Genomic DNA, 18,743 nt, shown 5'->3' on the forward strand with positions numbered 1-18,743 from the left:
CCTCCTAATTAGACTCTTCTACGTTTTGGTGGACGACAACCGTTATGTGGTACAGGAGTTACGTCCTTGATGCTGGTTACTTCTAAACCGCATGCCTGAAGTGCACGAATAGCTGCTTCACGGCCTGAACCAGGACCTTTAACCATAACGTCTACTGATTTTAAACCATGTACAAGAGCTGCTTTAGTAGCAGTTTCTGCCGCCATCTGAGCTGCATATGGAGTAGATTTCCTTGAACCTCTAAATCCCAGACCGCCAGCACTTGCCCAGGATAATGCATTACCCTGTGTATCCGTTAATGTCACAATTGTGTTATTAAAAGATGACTGGATATGTGCTTGTCCGCGTTCAACGTTTTTCTTTACGCGCTTTTTTGTCACTTTTTTAGTAGTGGACATTTTTTTAGCCATTTTAAACTAACCTACTTTCTTTATAGTTGCTCCGCCCCGCCCGCAGCCGCGTAACGCAGGAACGAAATCTGAATCCTGTTATTCCTGTTTTTAAAACATGTAACGTGATTCTGTATTGTTGTTTATTAATGATGTTCTTTTCCCTTACGGTCAAAGAACAACTTTGCCCGATAAAGCGGGGCACGCTGTCACACTAAGTTCGTGAGATACCTCACTAAGTGTTCAATGCCTGCCTATTTCTTCTTATTTGCTACAGTTTTTCTAGGACCCTTACGAGTTCTTGCATTGGTCTTAGTTTTCTGACCACGAACCGGAAGACTTTTTCTATGGCGGATTCCGCGATAGCAACCGATTTCCTGAAGTCTCTTGATGTTCATAGCGATTTCTCTACGTAAATCACCTTCTACAGTCTGAGACGCTGTAATTACTTCTGCAATTCTCTTTACTTCGTCATCGGTTAAGTCCTTAACACGAGTGTCAGGATTAACGCCAGCTGTTGTAAGAATGCGGTTTGAACTGGTTCTACCGATACCGTAGATGTAAGTTAAACCGATCTCAACACGTTTTTCTCTTGGTAAATCAACACCTGAAATACGAGCCATGTGTGTAGTACACCTCCATTAATTATTTTAACCTTGTCTCTGCTTATGCTTAGGATTTTCACAGATTACTCTGATACTGCCTTTTCTTTTGATGATTTTGCATTTTTCGCAAATTGGCTTGACTGATGATCTAACCTTCACAGCAATTCTCCTTTCCGTTATGCGCCCTTCGCATTGAGCACTCAGCGCCTGTTTTATAGACGCTTACGTGCGAAAGTGCTCCCCGACACTTAGTGAGGTCTCTTACGAGCCTGGTGACGATGGAGTCTCCTCTTGCAAAGAGCCTTCTGAGTATACCCGCAGTGTGTTTTTATCTTAAAACCAGTGCTGCCCATATGGGCATAATACACCCAGTATTTCAACAAAGTCGCTATAGCATTATAACACTGTTTCTTTTAAAATGCAAGCGCTTTTTCCTATATATTTCTTAACCCTTTGCCCTGGCGTGTCGCGTTCCAGATCTGGAACGCGCCGGACCCTGGACGCTTTATTTATCTCGCCAGATGATTCTTCCCTTGCTTAAATCATAAGGGGACATCTCGATGGTTACCTTATCACCCGGTAAAATACGAATGTAGTTCATGCGAAGTTTTCCGCTGATATGAGCTAACACCTGATGCCCGTTTTCCAGTTCAACCTGGAACATGGCATTGGGTAGCTTCTCCACAACGGTACCTTCAATTTCAATAACATCTGCTTTTGACATAAATCTTACCTCCTAACAACCTGATCTTCTCTTTTGAAACATCGGATGAAATGTTTGATCTCTTCATCGGTGACTCTTTTATTTTCCCGGATCTTATCTCCCGGAGACTGTTTCTCCCACAACAGGGGGATTACATGCTTTTTCTTTTTTTTCTTGGGGCAGTCAAGACGTCTTATTTTTCCGTCCACCAGATATATATATTCGCCTTCCTCACGCAATATGAAAAAATATTCTCCATTGTCGTGGCCTGCCGTGGATTTTACGAACAAACCGGTGTACTCATTCATCGGCCTATTCCCCGCAGACTTCGGAAACCAGACTTAATACTTCCGGTTCACCTTCTGTAATAAGAACCGTATTCTCATAATGAGCGGAAAGCTTTCCGTCCTCTGTTACAACGGTCCAGTCATCATCAAGCCAGACCACTTCCAGTGTTCCTTCATTAATCATAGGCTCAATTGCAAGTGTCATGCCTGGTCTTAATTTGATTCCCCGTCTTCTTGTGGAGAAATTCGGTATTTCCGGATCTTCGTGAAGGTGGGTGCCGATTCCGTGACCTACCAGATCCCGGACAACGCCATATCCGAATTGTTCTGCATATTTCTGGATTGCCGCAGATATTTCACCTAAATGATTGCCAGATTTTGCATATTTAATCCCTTCAAAGAAACATTGTTTCGTCACTTCCATAAGTTGACCCGCTTCAGGAGTGATCTCTCCGATCCCATAAGTCCTTGCTGCGTCGGAATGATAGCCTTTATAAATCACTCCTGCATCCAGGCTTACAATATCTCCTTCTCTCAGTACGCGCTTCTTACTTGGTATTCCATGAACTACCTCATCATTGACCGATACGCAGATGGAGGCAGGATAACCGTTATAATTTAAGAATGAAGGCGTACAGCCATAGCTTCTTATGATCTCTTCACCCAGATGGTCAATATCCCAGGTTGTCATTCCCGGCTTTAAGGCCTTCTTCAGTTCTTCATGAGTGATGCATAGAATTCTTCCGGCCTCTCTCATAAGTTCTATTTCTCTAGCAGATTTAATCGTAACTGACATAAACTATGCTCCTAGGATGTCAGTGATATCGGAGAACACTTTATTTAATGCCTGTGTTCCGTCAACATTCACCAGCACGCCGGCTTCTTTATAATAATCAATCAATGGTCTGGTCTGAGCATGGTAAACCGACAGACGTTTTTTCACGGTTTCCGGTTTATCATCATCTCTTAAGACAAGTTCTGAACCACAGACATCACATATTCCAGGCTCCTTGCTTGGATTATAAACGATGTGATATGTAGCCCCGCAGGATATACAGGCACGTCTTCCTGACATTCTGTTGATTATATTCTCATCGGGAACATCAATGTTTATCGCAAAGTCTATCTTCTGGCCCATTTCAGTAATCGCTTTCTGAAGGCTTTCTGCCTGGGGAATGGTTCTTGGAAATCCATCCAGTACATAGCCGTCTTTGCAGTCTTCTTTCTGTATGCGGTCCAATAGCATACCGATGGTCAGCTGATCTGGTACAAGAGCGCCCTGATCCATATATTCCTTCGCTTTTCTTCCCAGCTCCGTTCCTTCTTTTATGTTAGAACGGAAAATATCTCCGGTAGAAACGTGAGGAATCTGATATTTCTCAGCAATTTTTTTAGCCTGAGTACCTTTGCCGGCACCAGGGGCACCTAACATGATGATTTTCATCAACAGTCCCTCCATTAATTTAAGGTTTAAATAGCACAAATCCCAAGGAAAAACACGCCACGGCGTGTCTCCCTTGGTTTGCTTTCTAATCGTTCAAAAATCCTTTATAGTAACGCACAAGCATCTGGGATTCAATCGCCTTTAATGTCTCCAGCACAACACTGACAATGATAATCAGGGATGTACCGCCGAAGGAAAGTCGGCTTACGCTGAATAAGCCGGAAACCATAATCGGAATGATACAGACGATACTCAGACCGCATGCTCCTATAAATACGATATAGTTTAAGATTGAATTAAGGTAATCACTGGTTGGCTTACCTGGGCGGATACCCGGGATAAAACCGCCGGACTTTTTCATGTTGTTTGCTACTTCAAGGGGATTAAATGTAATTGAAGTATAAAAATATGCAAACACAATGATAAGTGCGATATAAACCAAAAGACCAATGGAATTAAGCGGTCTCTCCGGCTTGAACCAGTTGGAAGAACTGAGTGCGGATAAAATATGTCCTCCGATGCTGTCGTAGTTAATCCGGTTTCCAAGAAACTGTGAAATCACCACGGGGAATGACATGATAGAAGAAGCGAAAATAACCGGGATAACACCGGCGGTATTAACCTTCAGCGGAATGTTGCTTGCTTGTCCGCCTACCATCTTGCGTCCCTGCATCTTTTTGGAGTACTGCACAGGAATTCTTCTTTCACCATCCTGAAGGATGATAACGAATACAACAATTGCGACAGTTATTGCAATGATTATGATCGCAGCTACTGCTGCCACGGCAACGGATTTTCCAGACATAAATCTGGTATAAAGCGTAAACGCATCGGATGGAAAGCTGGATATAATGTTAAATAAAAGGACAATGGAAATACCATTTCCCACACCATTTTCCGTAATCCTCTCACCGATCCACATGAGGAGTGCACTTCCTGCCGTCATAGTAACCACTACAATGATAACGCTTAATATATTGTATTCTTTTAACAGACCCTGGCCTCCGAATCCGATCGCCATAGCGATCGACTCGATTAAGGCCAAAGCAACTGTAACGTAGCGGGTGTATTCTGCAATCTTCTTTCTTCCATCTTCACCGTCCTTCTGCATTTCCTCTAACTTTGGAATTGCAATTGTGAGAAGCTGCATGATAATGGAAGATGTGATGTAGGGGGTAATGCTCAGTGCGAACACAGACATGTTCGTAAAGGAACTTCCTGTCACTGCGTTAAAGAAACCGAACGCATCGTTGTTCTGCTGAGCAAAAAAATCTTTGAAAAAACTTGTTTCAACTCCTGGAATCGGCAGCTGAGAGCCAATTCTGGTAACCACCAGCATCATGAACGTATAGATAAGTTTCGTTCTTACATCCTTGATCTTGAATGCATTACGGAGTGTTTTAAACATATTAGATCACCTCGCAGGTTCCACCTAAAGCCTCGATTTTGGTTTTTGCGCCTTCGCTGAAAGCACCTACCTTTACTGTAAGCTTTTTGGTTAATTCTCCATTTCCAAGGATCTTAACTCCATCACGCGGATTCTTAACGATACCGCTCTCTAATAAAGTCTCAACAGTCACTACTGTGCCGTTGTCGAATGCTTCTAAAGCGCCTACATTAATACCGATAATTACTTTTGAATTTCTATTTGTAAAGCCTCTCTTCGGAATACGTCTGTATAAAGGCATCTGACCACCTTCGAAACCTGGTCTGGTAGCTCCGGAACGAGCCTTCTGTCCTTTATGACCTTTACCTGCTGTCTTACCATTACCTGAACCATGACCGCGGCCTCTTCTGAAGTTATCGCTGTGCTTGGAACCTAACGCAGGCTGTAAATTTGATAAATCCATCGCTTGCACCTCCTTACTGTTTTCTCTTAGATCTCTTCAACTTTTACTAAATGACGTACGTTGGCAATCATACCTCTGACTGCACCATTGTCCGGCATCTCAACTGTTTTGTGAAGCTTTTTTAAGCCTAATGCTAAAACGGTTGCTTTCTGCTTTGGAATAGCGCCGATCGGGGATTTCACCAATGTGATTTTTAATTTATCTGCCATCTTCTTATCCTCCTTAGCCTAAAATCTCTTCAACAGATTTGCCGCGAAGTCTAGCAACTTCCTCAGGAGTCTTTAACTGAGTTAAGCCTTCGATTGTTGCTAATACTACGTTAGTTTTATTATTAGAACCTAAGGATTTAGTACGGATGTTCTTAATACCTGCAAGCTCTACAACTGCACGGGCAGGACCTCCCGCAATAACTCCTGTACCTTCGTTAGCTCTCTTAAGAAGTACGGATGCACTTCCAAATCTTCCTAACAGATCATGAGGGATACTGTTGTTCTCATCGATCGGAACAGTAACCATATTCTTAACTGCAGCCTCTTTTCCTTTACGGATTGCTTCTGGAACTTCTCCGGCTTTGCCAAGACCAGCACCAACATGGCCGTTGCCATCGCCTACGACTACTAAAGCAGAGAATCTCATGGTACGTCCACCTTTAACGGTTTTAGATACACGCTTGATAGCAACCACTTTGTCGTTTAATTCTAACTGACTTGCATCAATAATTGTATGTTTCACGCTGTGTTCTCCTCTCTACTAGAATTCCAGACCAGCTTCTCTGGCTGCGTCTGCTAATGCCTGAATCTTACCCTGATATATAAATCCGCCTCTGTCAAAGACAACTTCTTTAATACCTTTTTCCATTGCTCTCTTTGCAACTACGGTACCTACATATGCTGCAGCATCAACGTTGTTAGTTTTCTCTAATTCTGCCTTTACTTCTTTTTCTACTGAAGAAGCAGCAACTAAAGTCTTACCAACTGTATCGTCAATAATTTGAGCATACATATGATTATTACTTCTAAACACAGCTAAACGTGGTCTCTCTGCAGTACCTGCAAGACGATTACGTAATCTGTTGTGCTTCTTAACGCGGATTTCGCTTTTTGACTGTTTGCTAACCATCTTTACACTCTCCTTAATTATTTCTTACCAGTCTTACCAACTTTACGTCTGATCACTTCGTCAGCATACTTGATACCCTTGCCCTTATACGGCTCAGGTCTTCTCTTATCTCTGATTTCAGCAGCGTACTGGCCAACTTTTTCTTTATCGATACCTCTAATGAAGATGATGTTCTGACCTTCCATGGCAGATTCGATTCCTTCCGGATCTTCCATTTCTACCGGATGGGAATAGCCAAGGGAAAGAACAAGCTTCTTGCCCTGCTTCTGAGCTCTGTAACCAACACCGTTGATTTCAAGCTTTTTCTCATATCCTGCAGTAACTCCAACGATCATGTTGTTGATTAAGGTTCTTGTAAGACCGTGTAAAGATTTCATTTTCTTTAAATCATTTGGTCTTGTTACAACGATATGACCATCTTCTTCTTTGATTGTCATCTCTGAGGGTAATACTCTCTCAAGAGTTCCCTTAGGACCTTTTACAGTCACTTTATTATTTTCTGCAATTGCAACAGTAACGCCTGCTGGAATCGCGATAGGCATTCTTCCTATACGTGACATGCCGTTTACCTCCTTAAATTTTCGGAGGGAATCTGTGCGTTCCCTCTGTTTTCAGATGCTTTGTTAATTACCAGATAAATGCAAGAACTTCTCCGCCAACGCCCTGGTTGCGTGCTTCCTTATCGGTAACTACACCCAGGTTTGTGGAAATGATTGCAGTTCCAAGACCGCCCAGTACTCTTGGCATTTCTTCCTTGCTTGCATATACACGTAAACCAGGTTTGGAAATTCTCTTGATGCCTGTGATAATTTTTTCGTTTTTATCTTTACCGTATTTTAATGTGATCCGGATTGTCTGGAACGCACCATCTTCTACGATATCATATTTTTTAATGTATCCCTCTTTAACAAGGATATCAGCAATAGCTAATTTCATCTTGGATGAAGGTACATCTACTGTATCATGTTTTGCAGTATTTGCATTACGGATTCTTGTAAGCATATCTGCGATTGGATCGCTCATTGTCATTTTGAAATTGCCTCCTTCCTTATTTTACCAGCTTGCTTTTTTAACGCCTGGGATCTGACCCTTATATGCTAATTCACGGAAGCAGATTCTGCAAATTCCGTATTTTCTTAAATAAGCATGCGGACGACCGCAGATTCTGCAACGATTATATTCTCTTGTGGAGAATTTAGCAGGTCTCTGCTGTTTGATCTTCATTGAAGTCTTAGCCATGGATAATTCCTCCTACTATTTTGCAAATGGCATATTGAATAATGTCAAAAGTTCACGGGCTTCTTCGTCTGTCTTAGCGGTAGTAACAAATATAATGTCCATACCTCTTACCTTGTCAACTTTATCGTACTCAATTTCAGGGAAAATAAGCTGTTCCTTGATTCCAAGTGCAAAGTTTCCTCTGCCATCAAATGCGTTAGGATTTACACCTCTGAAGTCACGTACACGAGGAAGTGCAAGGTTGATCAGACGATCAGCAAACTCATACATTCTCTTACCGCGTAAGGTAACTTTACAGCCGATTGGCATACCTTCTCTGATTTTGAAGTTAGCAACTGATTTTTTAGCCTTTGTTAAAACTGCTTTCTGTCCGGAGATGATTTCTAAATCTCTTACTGCAGAGTCTAAAATCTTGGCGTTTTCCTTTGCTTCACCAATACCCATATTGATGACAATCTTATCTAACTTCGGAACTTCCATGCTGTTCTTATATCCAAATTTCTTGATCATAGCTTCTACGATCTCTGACTGGTAGGTCTCTTTTAATCTAGCCAATTTTTATTCCTCCTCTCCGAATTAGTCAATTACTTTGCCGGTTGTTTTAGCAACGCGGACTTTCTTGCCGTCTTTTACTTCAAAGCCGACTCTGGTTGCTTTTCCGTCAACAACAAGCATTACATTGGAGATATCAAGTGCAGCTTCTTTCTGTACGATACCGCCCTGTGGGTTTCCTGCGCCTGGTTTCACATGCTTTGTGATCATGTTTACGCCTTCCACTACCACTCTGTTGTTCTTCGTATCCACGTGAAGAACCTTACCCTGTTTATCTCTATCTTTTCCTGCGATAACCTTTACAAGGTCGTCTCTTTTTATTTTATGCACAGTCCGACACCTCCTTATAATACTTCCGGAGCTAAGGAAACAATTTTCATGAACTGTTTCTCTCTTAACTCTCTGGCAACCGGTCCAAAGATACGAGTTCCTTTTGGAGTCTTGTCATCTTTGATAATTACGGCAGCATTCTCATCGAACTTGATATATGAACCGTCTTTACGGCGCGCGCCTTTAACAGTACGTACCACAACGGCTTTGACAACGTCGCCTTTCTTCACAACACCGCCAGGTGTTGCATCTTTTACGCTGGCAACGATAACATCACCAATATTAGCATATCTTCTTGTAGATCCGCCCATAACACGGATACAAAGAAGTTCTTTTGCACCGGTATTGTCGGCAACCCTTAATCTGGTTTCCTGCTGAATCATGCCTGTTACTCCTTCCTGGAAATAAATTATTTCGCTCTTTCGAGAATCTCAACAAGTCTCCATCTCTTGTCTTTTGACAGCGGTCTTGTTTCCATTACTTTTACGGTATCGCCCATGTTGCAGTCATTCTTCTCATCATGAGCTTTTAATTTATACGTTCTTTTTACGATCTTGCCGTATAAAGGATGTTCTACATGGTCTTCAATCGCTACAACGATGGTCTTATCCATCTTGTTGCTCACAACCTTACCAGTACGGGTTTTTCTAAGATTTCTTTCCACGTTCTGTATTCTCCTTTCGAGTTTTGGCCTTCCATGGCCCCAATCTATAAGTTAACACACACTCGTGTGTGTCATGCTTTTTAATAAGCTGCAACTTAAGCTAATTTAGCCTTCTCAGTTATAACAGTCTGAATTCTGGCAATGTTTTTGCGAACCTCTTTGATCCGGCTTGTGTTATCAAGCTGGTTGGTTGCATTCTGGAATCTTAAGTTGAAAAGTTCTTTCTTTGCAGCTACTAATTCTACATTCAGCTCGGCAACTGATTTTCCTTTTAATTCTTCAACATATTTATTCATTTTCACTGTCATTCACCGCCTTCTAAATCTGCCTTAGCAGCAATTTTACATCTGCATGGTAACTTGTGCATAGCAAGACGTAAAGCTTCACGTGCTGTTTCTTCAGGTACTCCAGCGATTTCAAATAATACACGACCTGGTTTTACTACTGCTACCCAGTACTCCAGAGCGCCCTTACCGGAACCCATTCGGGTTTCTGCTGGCTTTGCTGTTACAGGCTTATCCGGGAAAATCTTGATCCAGACTTTACCACCACGCTTAATATAACGGGTCATGGCAACACGGGCTGCCTCGATCTGATTTGATTTGATCCAACATGGGTCTAAAGCGACTAAACCGAACTCACCATTGCTGATTGTATTGCCTCTTAAAGCTTTACCAGCCATGCTTCCACGGAACTGTTTACGACGCTTAACTCTCTTAGGCATTAACATTATTTATCGCTCCCTTCCTTTTTTCCTTTAGTTGGAAGTACTTCGCCATTGTAGATCCATACCTTAACACCGATCTTACCATAGGTTGTATCTGCCTCAGCGAAACCATAGTCAATATCTGCTCTGAGTGTCTGTAACGGAATAGTTCCTTCGCTGTAGAACTCTGTACGAGCCATATCAGCACCGCCAAGACGACCTGCAACTGCAGTCTTAATTCCTTTAATACCAGATTTCATGGAACGTCCCATGGTAGACTTCATAGCACGACGGAAGGAAACACGGTTCTCTAACTGCTGTGCAATAGATTCAGCTACTAACTGAGCATCTTTGTCTGGTCTTTTAATCTCTTTAATATCAACAAATAACTTCTTATCTGTAAGCTTCTGAACTTCAGCTTTTACCTTCTCAATTTCAGATCCACCCTTACCGATTACTACACCTGGTTTTGCTGTGTGGATAACAACTTTAACGCGGTCAGATGCACGTTCAATTTCAATATCAGAAATGCCGGCGCTGTATAATTTCTTCTTCAGGAATTTTCTGATCGCATAATCTTCTACTAAGTTATCTGCGAAATCAGCTTCAGCATACCATTTTGAGTCCCAGTCTTTAATAACACCGACTCTTAAGCCGTGTGGATTAACTTTCTGTCCCATTATTTGCCTCCTTATCTTTCATTAAGCACGATGGTGATGTGGCTCATTCTCTTTTCGATTCTGTAAGCGCGGCCCTGTGCTCTCGGTTTTACTCTCTTCATTGTCGGCCCCTTATTTGCAAAACATTCCTCTACGTAAAGTTTTGCCGGGTCCATTCCGTTATTGTTCTCAGCATTTGCGATTGCTGATTTTAATAACTTCTCTATTAAAGTAGAAGCATATCTGGGATTGTAAGTTACAATACCAAGTGCTGAAACAGCATCTTTGCCTCTGATGGCATCTAATACGAAGCATGCCTTCTGAACTGAAACCCTAGCATAGGATAACTTTGCTGACGGTCTTGTGTCCTTCTGGGCATTTCTTTCTCTCTTAATCTGGCTTCTATGTCCCTTAGCCATAGGTGAATCCTCCTTTCAACTTTAACGCCCTGTGGGAATTCTCAAACAAGAATACCCGGAGGGTGTCTGTTTCTATATTACTTACGTCCTGATTTTTTCTCGTCTTTTCCATGTCCTCTGTAAGATCTGGTAGCAACGAATTCACCCAGTTTATGTCCAACCATATCTTCTGTAACATATACCGGAACGTGTTTTCTGCCATCATGAACTGCAATTGTATGTCCAACCATCTGCGGGAAGATTGTAGAACGGCGAGACCAAGTCTTAATTACCTGCTTCTGTCCTGCTGCGTTCATAGCATCTACTTTTTTCAGTAAATGAGCATCTGCAAATGGTCCTTTTTTAAGTGAGCGAGCCATAGGTTCTAACCTCCTTCAATTATTTAACGGTCTTTCCATCTCTTCTTCTTACGATCAATCTGTTAGACTGCTTGTTTTTCTTTCTGGTCTTTAAGCCAAGTGCTGGTTTACCCCATGGTGTAGATGGGCCCGGACGTCCGATGCCAGTCTTACCTTCACCACCACCGTGTGGATGGTCATTCGGGTTCATAACGGAACCGCGGACTGTAGGACGGAATCCCATGTGACGTTTTCTACCAGCTTTACCGATATTGATCAGGTTGTGATCGCCATTTCCTACAACGCCGATAGTAGCTCTGCAGTTGATCGGAACCATTCTCATCTCGCCGGAAGGTAAACGAAGAGTTGCATATTTTCCTTCTTTCGCCATTAACTGTGCGCTGTTACCAGCAGAACGAACCAGCTGTCCGCCTTTTCCTGGGTAAAGCTCAATGTTATGAACCTGAGCACCAACCGGGATCTTGCTTAATGGAAGGCAGTTACCAACTCTTGCTTCTGCAGTCTCGCCGCTCATAACAGTCATTCCGTCTGTTAAACCAGCTGGAGCAAGGATATAAGCCTTTGTTCCGTCTACATAGCTGATCAGTGCGATATTAGCAGTTCTGTTCGGATCGTACTCTACACCGATTACAGTTGCTGCAATGCCATCTTTACTGTTTCTTTTGAAGTCAATGATTCTATATTTTCTTTTAACGCCGCCTCCGCGATGTCTGACAGTAATTTTACCCTGGTTATTACGGCCGGCTGTTTTCTTAATAGTTTTGCTGATTAAGGATTTCTCAGGAGTTGACTTTGTGATTTCGCTGAAATCAGATCCGGTCATTTGTCTTCTGGAAGGGGTATATGGGTTATACTTTTTGATTCCCATTTTGTTTCTCCTTTCTGCTTTTTTGTCCACGCTTTTTGGACATAAAGGGATGCCGTAAGGCGCTCTGCTTTTTTGTCCATGCTTTTTGGACATAAAGGGATGCCGTAAGGCGCTCTGCTTTTTTGTCCATGCTTTTTGGACATCAAGGTATACCAGTATGGTGTTTCAACGCCGCCTGGCGTATCTTGTTTATTGTGATATAATGTTCATCACTCAGGTAACTGAAAATCGTTGACGCCGGGCCCGAATCACTTCATGCCAAGCGTTCCGATCTTACAGTCCTTCGAAAATTTCGATATCTTTGCTGTCAGCTGTTAACTGAACAATTGCTTTCTTGGTCTTAGCAGTCTTACCGAAAGTTGTACCTCTTCTTTTGGTCTTTCCCTCTAAGTTCATGGTGTTCACGCTGGCAACCTTTGTGCCTGGGAACATCTTTTCAACAGCTTCCTTGATCATCGTCTTATTCGCATCTGTGTGCACTAAAAATGTGTACTTTTTGGACGCCATAGCGTTCATGCTTTTTTCAGTAACGATAGGTTTCTGAATCACGTCGTAATATTTAATATCTGCCATTATGCGTACACCTCCTCGATTGCTGCAACAGCAGTCTTGGTAGCAACAACTGTGTTATACTTTAAGATATCGTATACATTAATTGTGTTAACAAAAGCAGTCTTAACAGCAGCGATGTTTCTTGCGCTCATAACTGTGTTAGTGCTGTCATCTCCAACAACTACAAGAGCCTTGGATACCTTTAAGCTGTCTAATACAGCCTGGAATTTCTTTGTTTTGATTTCATCAAACTTTAACTCGTCAACAACGATGAACTTATTCTCGTTCACTCTGCTGGTAAGTGCGGATTTAAGAGCAAGTCTCTTTTCCTTCTTGTTCAGTCTGATTGTATAATCTCTTGGTGTTGGTGCGAATACTACTCCGCCGCCTGTCCACTGAGGAGATCTTGTTGAACCCTGTCTGGCATGACCGGTTCCTTTCTGTTTCCACGGTTTTCTACCGCCGCCGGATACTTCAGCGCGTGTTTTAGCTTTCTGTGTTCCCTGGCGCTTATTTGCAAGCTGGCTTACGACTGCCATGTGTACGAGATGTTCATTCACATCTACACCAAACACTGCATCGCTTAACTCTAATGTGCCAACTTCTTTACCTTCCATATTGTAAACAGATACGTTTGCCATCTGTGTAATCCTCCTTTCTTATAAAAGCATTAGTTAGCTGCTTTTACTGTTTCCTTGATTGTTACTAAAGACTTCTTCGGTCCTGGTATCGCACCCTTAACCAAAATCAGGTTGTTTTCTGCATCAACTCTAACGATTTCAAGGTTCTGGATTGTTACCTTCTTGTTACCCATCTGTCCAGGCATCTTCTTGCCCTTGAATACCTTGCTCGGATCAGAACATGCACCGTTGGAACCTGCATGACGATGGAACTTGGAACCATGAGCCATAGGTCCTCTGGACTGTCCGTGTCTCTTAATAGCACCCTGGAAACCTTTACCTTTGGAGATTGCGGTTGCATCGATCTTATCGCCTGCAGCGAAGACTTCTGCTTTGATTTCATCTTTCACAGAATACTCAGAAGCATTCTCGAACTTAAATTCTCTTACAAATCTCTTGTAAGAAACACCAGCCTTATCAAAATGGCCTTTTAATGGTTTGCTGATGAGCTTTTCTCTCTTATCAACATAACCAACCTGTACTGCATTGTAACCATCGTTCTCAACTGTCTTAACCTGTGTTACTACACAAGGACCAGCCTGAAGAACTGTTACTGGAGTTAATACTCCGTTTTCATTGAAGATCTGTGTCATTCCGACTTTGGTAGCTAAAATACCCTTCTTCATGTTTTTACCTCCTGGTTGTTAATTCTACAGCGGATTGCTTTCGCAATCATCCTAGAACAGTCCAATATACGTGGAACACTATGACTCCCGCGGTCTCACGAATGCGTAATTGCTTACCATGCGTTACCGCTCATGGAGATGTTGATTCCTTAGAGGAAAAAGTGTTGCTTCTATATTAAAACCCTTCAGGACCTTACCCAAATTGTTTCTTCCGATGAAGATTATTTATTCTTCATCTTGATATCGATATACACCCCTGCCGGCATTTCCAGTCTGGATAATGCATCAACAGTCTTCTGGCTTGGTGTAATGATATCGATGAGTCTCTTATGCGTTCTCTGCTCGAACTGCTCTCTGGAATCTTTGTACTTGTGAACCGCTCTTAAGATAGTTACCACTTCCTTCTTTGTTGGTAACGGCACCGGTCCGCTCACTTTTGATCCTGTCTTTTTTACAGTGTCGATGATTTTGCCTGCAGACTGATCAACTAACTGATGATCATACGCCTTTAATGTGATTCTCATTACTTGACTTGCCATAAAAAAAGTCGCCTCCTTTTCGCACTTAGTAGAAGTACGACAAGCGGTGACTGTACACGTTCCCGTGTGTGTCATTCATGACCCACACTGACCATCTGTTTGAAATAAACAGAATTTTAAATTGTACAGTGACTTGTCGCCAGTTTCCTAACTTGACATTCGCTCCACGGAAAACCTGCTTTTCAGCAGCAACCTCACGTTTCACAGCTATCATGCCACAGCCTTAACAGAATACCATATTTTCCATAGTATTGCAAGTACTTTTTTCAAAAAAAAACGCAGAATCTGATTTTTCCAGATTCTGCGCATTTATAAGTCTGATTTTTACTTCCAGACTGGTTCATAAGGCTCTCTTCCTTCATTACCAGAGGGCGTTTCATCATCCACTTTTAAAAGAGTTCCGTTGCTGCTTGTTTTGTATTTCACGCCATCAGCGCTTTTTACGGTTGTTCCCCTGGATACTCTTCCTGATGTATTCACAACATAGGTAGTTGTTGTACTGCCAGTAGGAATGGAAATTGGCTCATACTTGGAGCCGTCTTCTGCAGACTGAAGCTTTCCCATATAATAGAGATAGCCATCCTTCACTCCGGTATAACCCCTGCCGCTGTTACTGAAGTAATACATGCATTCGCTTCCGTCTCCTTCTATTACCTTGACTCTTCCGGTCTGCATACTGCTTGTCTTTTTATCTCCGAAATAAAAAGCTGTATAATCAGAACCGCTTCCGATGTGCAGCTTCTGAAGTCCATACACCGGAACACCCAGATCATTAAACAGGTATGTATTGTCTTTAATCCTTACCAGATTGGAGGTACTGGCCTCACCTTCCTTGGGACCTGCTTTGGGAATTCCTGAACTGGAAAAATAGAACCACTCTACACTCTCTTCGTATCCGCTTAAATCCTCAGGTGGTTCTGTGGAATACCAGCCCTCCCGGAGTTTACCATTGGGATCGTAATATTTGTAATCTTGAATCTCATATTCTGCGTTATCAACACCGACTTTCTTCCAGCCTGACTGCAGTTCCCCTTTATCATTAAAACAATATGAAATTCCGTCAATTCTATAAGTACCGTAATCTCCGGAAAAATCTTTTGGTACATATTTCTTGCCGTTATCACTGAAGTAGAACCAGAACTTTCCTTCATCAGAATCTCCGGGCGTGATCCGTCCGTCATCGTCACTGTCCGGGGGATAAAGCTTCTGCCAGCCCGTCTTCATGACTCCGTCCGCTCCTGTATAATACATGTCGTCAAGGATCCAGCCCGTCTGCATCTCCCCGTTGGGATCAAAATAGTACCACTTATTGTCGATTTTAGACCAGTTATCCATAATCGCTTTTCCGCTGCTCCCAAAATAATACCACTTGTAATCATTACTGCCGGAATCCTTAAATTTCATCCACTTATCCGTTACGAGAATACCGTTGGAATCCATATAATAAGTGTTCTCAACCCAGGTATTGACTGCCATATCACCATTGCTGTCTAAATACCTCCACAAATTATCCGCACCTTTTTTCCAGGTATTGCTTACTTTACCTCCGCTTGAATCATAATACACCCAGGTGCTTCCTGACTGTGCCCACCCCTCGGCCGCCCAGACGTCCATAGATGCCGCTCCGACTGTCAGTATGACTGCTGCCGCCAGTGCAATGAGACCTTTTCTTTTCATATCTTCACTCCTTACAGGGATTTCCTTTTTTACTAATATTTATTTTAACAATTAATCTTAGATTATTCAACTGTTTTAATCTTTCAATTCTATTACAAAATTATTGCTCTTAGTAATTTACTCCATATAGCATAGAAAGAAAAATGCCGGAATGGAGGAATAAAACCACCCGTCCCGGCATTTCCTGTCTTTCAATCTATTTTATATATCTATCTGCAGCAGTTATTTCTCCTGCAGCAGTTATTTCTGCATCCACAGTTTGACCGGCAGCTTCTTAAGAAGCCTGACCGGTTATTGCAGCGATTACTGCAGATCCAGCCGCAGCCATTACAGCCCCGCCAGTTACACCAGTAATTACACCCACAGCAGCCGAAGGAAAATCCCATCCGGAAACAGCCCATAAGTCTTACACCTCTTTATTTATTATTATACTATAATATATAGAAGTGGCAGACAAGGTGTGAATAACCTTGACGCTCATAGCTCTATCCAGTATAATCATAGAATCATTAAGATAAATTAAGACATTTATATAGAAAGAAAGGCGGCAACAAGTATGTGGATTGCAGACGGCTGGAAAGATTATGAAGTAATAGATTGTTCAGAGGGTGAAAAATTAGAACGATGGGGGCATTATCTCCTGGTTCGTCCGGACCCCCAGGTCATCTGGTCCACCCCCAAAAAAGAACCGGGCTGGACAAAAATGAATGGTCACTATCACCGCAGTGCCAAGGGCGGCGGCGAATGGGAATTCTTCCATCTTCCAGAGCAATGGACTATTAATTATAAGGAATTAATATTTCAGCTGAAGCCCTTCAGTTTTAAGCACACAGGTCTTTTTCCGGAACAGGCCGCTAACTGGGACTGGTTTGGGGATAAAATAAGACAGGCCGGACGACCGGTGAAAGTTCTCAATCTCTTTGCATATACCGGGGGAGCAACTCTGGCTGCTGCAAAGGCAGGAGCTCACGTGACTCATGTGGATGCTTCCAAGGGTATGGTTGGATGGGCCAAGGAAAACGCCCGTTCGTCAGGACTGGAATCCGCTTCTATCCGCTGGATCGTCGATGACTGTGTGAAATTCGTTGAACGGGAGATCAGAAGGGGCAATCATTATGACGCTATTATTATGGATCCTCCGTCTTATGGCAGAGGGCCAAAAGGTGAGATCTGGAAGATCGAGGAATCCATCCACCCATTTGTAAAGCTCTGTGCCCAGCTCTTATCTGATTCACCGTTATTCTTTCTCATCAATTCCTATACTACGGGACTGGCTCCTTCTGTATTGTCCTATATGATTTCTACAGAGATTGTGCAGAAATTCGGAGGCCGGGTTCAGTCAGACGAAGTGGGACTTCCTGTGAAAAGCTCCGGTCTAATTCTCCCATGCGGTGCTTCCGGCAGATGGTCGTCAGACCGGGGTTAGAATGGTCAACGTCCTCCGTTAAACAGGCACCAGATCAGAGGCAGGTGTTTTCTCATAAGAATGCTGACTGCGTAACTGATCAAAATACAGAATAATGGCATAGTGATATAAAGGCCAATCGTTATGGCCGGTACTGGCGGGAGCAGCAATGCTCCCGTTTTATTAATTAAACGCACAACTGAAAAATGTATGGCATAGAGAAAAAAATTCTGTTTCATCCAGTCCTTTACTTCTTTTAGGTATCTGCCAGGAATCATGAGCCATAAACTTACGGGAATCATCAGTCTGAAGCAGACTGTGGCAGCCGCATACTCTCCCCTCACATGACCGGGAATATCCACGTTCTTAATCAGACAGGCAGCAACGAAAAGAATGGCACCTGCTGCAAGAAAATTTTTGTTAAAAGGACTTTCTGCTATCTCCTTTCCATGAATGGCAGCATATGCACCGAATGAATAATAAAAGAGAGCATCCAGATTTACCCACAAAAGCGCCTCGCCCAGATAAATCGCAACCAGAATACCTGCCAATAATGCGATTCCAGATACCTTTCTTTTTACAATCACATATATCACAGGCGCAAGAAGGACCAGAAGGATCAGCTGATTGAGATACCAGAATACATAATTATAGGAAAAGTGAAGCACTGCCTGTGCTGCTTCCGGAAAGGTGAAAGGAATTCTTCCTTTTCCTATGACCCTGGATATAAAAGGAATTCTGCTCCCGATGACATAACCCAGATAATACAGAAAGTTCCACATAATATAAGGAACCAGAATACTGCGTATCCTGGAATTCCATTTAACCCATAACTTTTCCATTGTATATCCCCGAAAAAACAAATAGGAAGATATTAAAAAGAAGCCCGGGACTGCAATCTGCGCTACTGTATTTCCCCAAAAGCGCTCCAGTAAGTCTACCCGATAGGCAACGCCGGTCTTTCCTAAAAACAGTACCGCATTATAAGAATGAACCCAGATCACCAGTATACTGAATAAAAATGTAAACCAGATCACTTTATTACGAAAATATTTTTCTTCCATTGGGTTC

The 18,743-nt window shown here is 42.5% G+C and carries 32 protein-coding genes; 1 reads left to right on the forward strand and 31 read right to left on the reverse strand.

Features of this window, described 5'->3' with window-relative positions:
- Positions 1-8: 8 nt before the first annotated feature.
- From rpsK to CRO04_RS02000, 30 genes are all read right to left on the reverse strand, one after another.
- Positions 9-410 carry a 30S ribosomal protein S11 gene (rpsK, locus tag CRO04_RS01850; protein WP_024348298.1) on the reverse strand — a complete coding sequence of 134 codons (402 nt, stop codon included), beginning with the start codon at positions 408-410 and terminating at the stop codon, positions 9-11.
- Between the two features lie 233 nt (positions 411-643).
- A complete protein-coding gene (gene rpsM / locus CRO04_RS01855) occupies positions 644-1,012 on the reverse strand; it encodes a 30S ribosomal protein S13 (RefSeq protein WP_097002523.1) in 369 nt (122 codons plus the stop codon).
- A gap of 27 nt (positions 1,013-1,039) precedes the next feature.
- The gene (gene rpmJ / locus CRO04_RS01860; protein WP_003497809.1) at positions 1,040-1,153 is read right to left on the reverse strand and encodes a 50S ribosomal protein L36; all 114 of its coding nucleotides are present in this window, start codon (positions 1,151-1,153) and stop codon (positions 1,040-1,042) included.
- A gap of 346 nt (positions 1,154-1,499) precedes the next feature.
- The gene (gene infA, locus CRO04_RS01865) at positions 1,500-1,718 is read right to left on the reverse strand and encodes a translation initiation factor IF-1 (RefSeq protein ID WP_013274317.1); all 219 of its coding nucleotides are present in this window, start codon (positions 1,716-1,718) and stop codon (positions 1,500-1,502) included.
- A 5-nt stretch (positions 1,719-1,723) separates the two neighbouring features.
- Entirely contained in the window at positions 1,724-2,005 is a 282-nt protein-coding gene (locus CRO04_RS01870) for a hypothetical protein (protein ID WP_097002524.1), read from the reverse strand.
- Positions 2,006-2,009: 4 nt separating this feature from the next.
- Entirely contained in the window at positions 2,010-2,780 is a 771-nt protein-coding gene (gene map, locus CRO04_RS01875) for a type I methionyl aminopeptidase (protein ID WP_097002525.1), read from the reverse strand.
- A 3-nt stretch (positions 2,781-2,783) separates the two neighbouring features.
- Positions 2,784-3,428: an adenylate kinase gene (locus tag CRO04_RS01880; RefSeq protein WP_097002526.1), complete on the reverse strand. Its 645-nt coding sequence runs from the start codon at positions 3,426-3,428 to the stop codon at positions 2,784-2,786.
- Positions 3,429-3,513: 85 nt separating this feature from the next.
- Positions 3,514-4,836: a preprotein translocase subunit SecY gene (gene secY, locus CRO04_RS01885; RefSeq protein WP_097002527.1), complete on the reverse strand. Its 1,323-nt coding sequence runs from the start codon at positions 4,834-4,836 to the stop codon at positions 3,514-3,516.
- Between the two features lies 1 nt (position 4,837).
- A complete protein-coding gene (gene rplO, locus CRO04_RS01890; protein WP_097002528.1) occupies positions 4,838-5,278 on the reverse strand; it encodes a 50S ribosomal protein L15 in 441 nt (146 codons plus the stop codon).
- Positions 5,279-5,304: 26 nt separating this feature from the next.
- Positions 5,305-5,487, reverse strand: coding sequence for a 50S ribosomal protein L30 (gene rpmD / locus CRO04_RS01895; RefSeq protein ID WP_097002529.1), 183 nt, complete (start codon positions 5,485-5,487; stop codon positions 5,305-5,307).
- A gap of 13 nt (positions 5,488-5,500) precedes the next feature.
- Positions 5,501-6,010, reverse strand: coding sequence for a 30S ribosomal protein S5 (rpsE, locus tag CRO04_RS01900; protein ID WP_097002530.1), 510 nt, complete (start codon positions 6,008-6,010; stop codon positions 5,501-5,503).
- 18 nt (positions 6,011-6,028) lie between these two features.
- Positions 6,029-6,397 (reverse strand): 50S ribosomal protein L18, encoded by a 369-nt coding sequence (gene rplR, locus CRO04_RS01905; protein WP_097002531.1) that lies wholly within the window; start codon positions 6,395-6,397, stop codon positions 6,029-6,031.
- A gap of 17 nt (positions 6,398-6,414) precedes the next feature.
- Positions 6,415-6,957, reverse strand: a complete 543-nt coding sequence (rplF, locus tag CRO04_RS01910; protein WP_097002532.1) for a 50S ribosomal protein L6 — start codon at positions 6,955-6,957, stop codon at positions 6,415-6,417.
- Between the two features lie 67 nt (positions 6,958-7,024).
- Positions 7,025-7,426 carry a 30S ribosomal protein S8 gene (gene rpsH / locus CRO04_RS01915; protein ID WP_097002533.1) on the reverse strand — a complete coding sequence of 134 codons (402 nt, stop codon included), beginning with the start codon at positions 7,424-7,426 and terminating at the stop codon, positions 7,025-7,027.
- 24 nt (positions 7,427-7,450) lie between these two features.
- Positions 7,451-7,636 carry a type Z 30S ribosomal protein S14 gene (locus tag CRO04_RS01920; RefSeq protein ID WP_002566501.1) on the reverse strand — a complete coding sequence of 62 codons (186 nt, stop codon included), beginning with the start codon at positions 7,634-7,636 and terminating at the stop codon, positions 7,451-7,453.
- Between the two features lie 15 nt (positions 7,637-7,651).
- Entirely contained in the window at positions 7,652-8,191 is a 540-nt protein-coding gene (gene rplE, locus CRO04_RS01925) for a 50S ribosomal protein L5 (RefSeq protein ID WP_097002534.1), read from the reverse strand.
- A 21-nt stretch (positions 8,192-8,212) separates the two neighbouring features.
- A complete protein-coding gene (rplX, locus tag CRO04_RS01930; protein ID WP_097002535.1) occupies positions 8,213-8,518 on the reverse strand; it encodes a 50S ribosomal protein L24 in 306 nt (101 codons plus the stop codon).
- A gap of 14 nt (positions 8,519-8,532) precedes the next feature.
- Positions 8,533-8,901, reverse strand: a complete 369-nt coding sequence (gene rplN / locus CRO04_RS01935; RefSeq protein ID WP_097002536.1) for a 50S ribosomal protein L14 — start codon at positions 8,899-8,901, stop codon at positions 8,533-8,535.
- Between the two features lie 26 nt (positions 8,902-8,927).
- On the reverse strand, positions 8,928-9,182 hold the full coding sequence (gene rpsQ, locus CRO04_RS01940; RefSeq protein ID WP_097002537.1) for a 30S ribosomal protein S17: 255 nt from the start codon (positions 9,180-9,182) through the stop codon (positions 8,928-8,930).
- A gap of 95 nt (positions 9,183-9,277) precedes the next feature.
- Positions 9,278-9,484 (reverse strand): 50S ribosomal protein L29, encoded by a 207-nt coding sequence (gene rpmC, locus CRO04_RS01945; protein ID WP_097002715.1) that lies wholly within the window; start codon positions 9,482-9,484, stop codon positions 9,278-9,280.
- A 2-nt stretch (positions 9,485-9,486) separates the two neighbouring features.
- Complete coding sequence (rplP, locus tag CRO04_RS01950) at positions 9,487-9,912, reverse strand: 50S ribosomal protein L16 (protein WP_097002538.1); 426 nt, start codon at positions 9,910-9,912, stop codon at positions 9,487-9,489.
- Positions 9,912-10,568: a 30S ribosomal protein S3 gene (gene rpsC / locus CRO04_RS01955; RefSeq protein ID WP_097002539.1), complete on the reverse strand. Its 657-nt coding sequence runs from the start codon at positions 10,566-10,568 to the stop codon at positions 9,912-9,914. Before rpsC ends, rplP begins: the two co-directional genes overlap by 1 nt.
- A gap of 11 nt (positions 10,569-10,579) precedes the next feature.
- Positions 10,580-10,966, reverse strand: coding sequence for a 50S ribosomal protein L22 (gene rplV, locus CRO04_RS01960; RefSeq protein WP_097002540.1), 387 nt, complete (start codon positions 10,964-10,966; stop codon positions 10,580-10,582).
- A 77-nt stretch (positions 10,967-11,043) separates the two neighbouring features.
- Positions 11,044-11,325 carry a 30S ribosomal protein S19 gene (gene rpsS / locus CRO04_RS01965; RefSeq protein ID WP_097002541.1) on the reverse strand — a complete coding sequence of 94 codons (282 nt, stop codon included), beginning with the start codon at positions 11,323-11,325 and terminating at the stop codon, positions 11,044-11,046.
- Between the two features lie 19 nt (positions 11,326-11,344).
- Positions 11,345-12,193 (reverse strand): 50S ribosomal protein L2, encoded by an 849-nt coding sequence (gene rplB, locus CRO04_RS01970; protein ID WP_097002542.1) that lies wholly within the window; start codon positions 12,191-12,193, stop codon positions 11,345-11,347.
- A gap of 273 nt (positions 12,194-12,466) precedes the next feature.
- The gene (gene rplW / locus CRO04_RS01975; protein ID WP_097002543.1) at positions 12,467-12,766 is read right to left on the reverse strand and encodes a 50S ribosomal protein L23; all 300 of its coding nucleotides are present in this window, start codon (positions 12,764-12,766) and stop codon (positions 12,467-12,469) included.
- A complete protein-coding gene (rplD, locus tag CRO04_RS01980) occupies positions 12,766-13,386 on the reverse strand; it encodes a 50S ribosomal protein L4 (protein WP_097002544.1) in 621 nt (206 codons plus the stop codon). Before rplD ends, rplW begins: the two co-directional genes overlap by 1 nt.
- 29 nt (positions 13,387-13,415) lie before the next feature.
- The gene (gene rplC / locus CRO04_RS01985; RefSeq protein WP_097002545.1) at positions 13,416-14,051 is read right to left on the reverse strand and encodes a 50S ribosomal protein L3; all 636 of its coding nucleotides are present in this window, start codon (positions 14,049-14,051) and stop codon (positions 13,416-13,418) included.
- Between the two features lie 221 nt (positions 14,052-14,272).
- Positions 14,273-14,590: a 30S ribosomal protein S10 gene (gene rpsJ / locus CRO04_RS01990; RefSeq protein WP_013274341.1), complete on the reverse strand. Its 318-nt coding sequence runs from the start codon at positions 14,588-14,590 to the stop codon at positions 14,273-14,275.
- Positions 14,591-14,914: 324 nt separating this feature from the next.
- The gene (locus CRO04_RS02000) at positions 14,915-16,267 is read right to left on the reverse strand and encodes a cell wall-binding protein (protein ID WP_097002547.1); all 1,353 of its coding nucleotides are present in this window, start codon (positions 16,265-16,267) and stop codon (positions 14,915-14,917) included.
- 556 nt (positions 16,268-16,823) lie between these two features.
- Here CRO04_RS02000 and CRO04_RS02010 point away from each other — a divergent pair.
- Positions 16,824-17,693, forward strand: a complete 870-nt coding sequence (locus tag CRO04_RS02010) for a class I SAM-dependent methyltransferase (RefSeq protein WP_097002549.1) — start codon at positions 16,824-16,826, stop codon at positions 17,691-17,693.
- Between the two features lie 5 nt (positions 17,694-17,698).
- On the opposite strand, the gene CRO04_RS02015 is transcribed toward CRO04_RS02010, so the two are convergent.
- A complete protein-coding gene (locus CRO04_RS02015) occupies positions 17,699-18,736 on the reverse strand; it encodes an acyltransferase family protein (RefSeq protein WP_097002550.1) in 1,038 nt (345 codons plus the stop codon).
- Positions 18,737-18,743: the final 7 nt, after the last annotated feature.

The sequence above is a fragment of the Lacrimispora amygdalina genome (genome assembly GCF_900205965.1).
Lineage (GTDB): Bacteria > Bacillota > Clostridia > Lachnospirales > Lachnospiraceae > Lacrimispora > Lacrimispora amygdalina_A.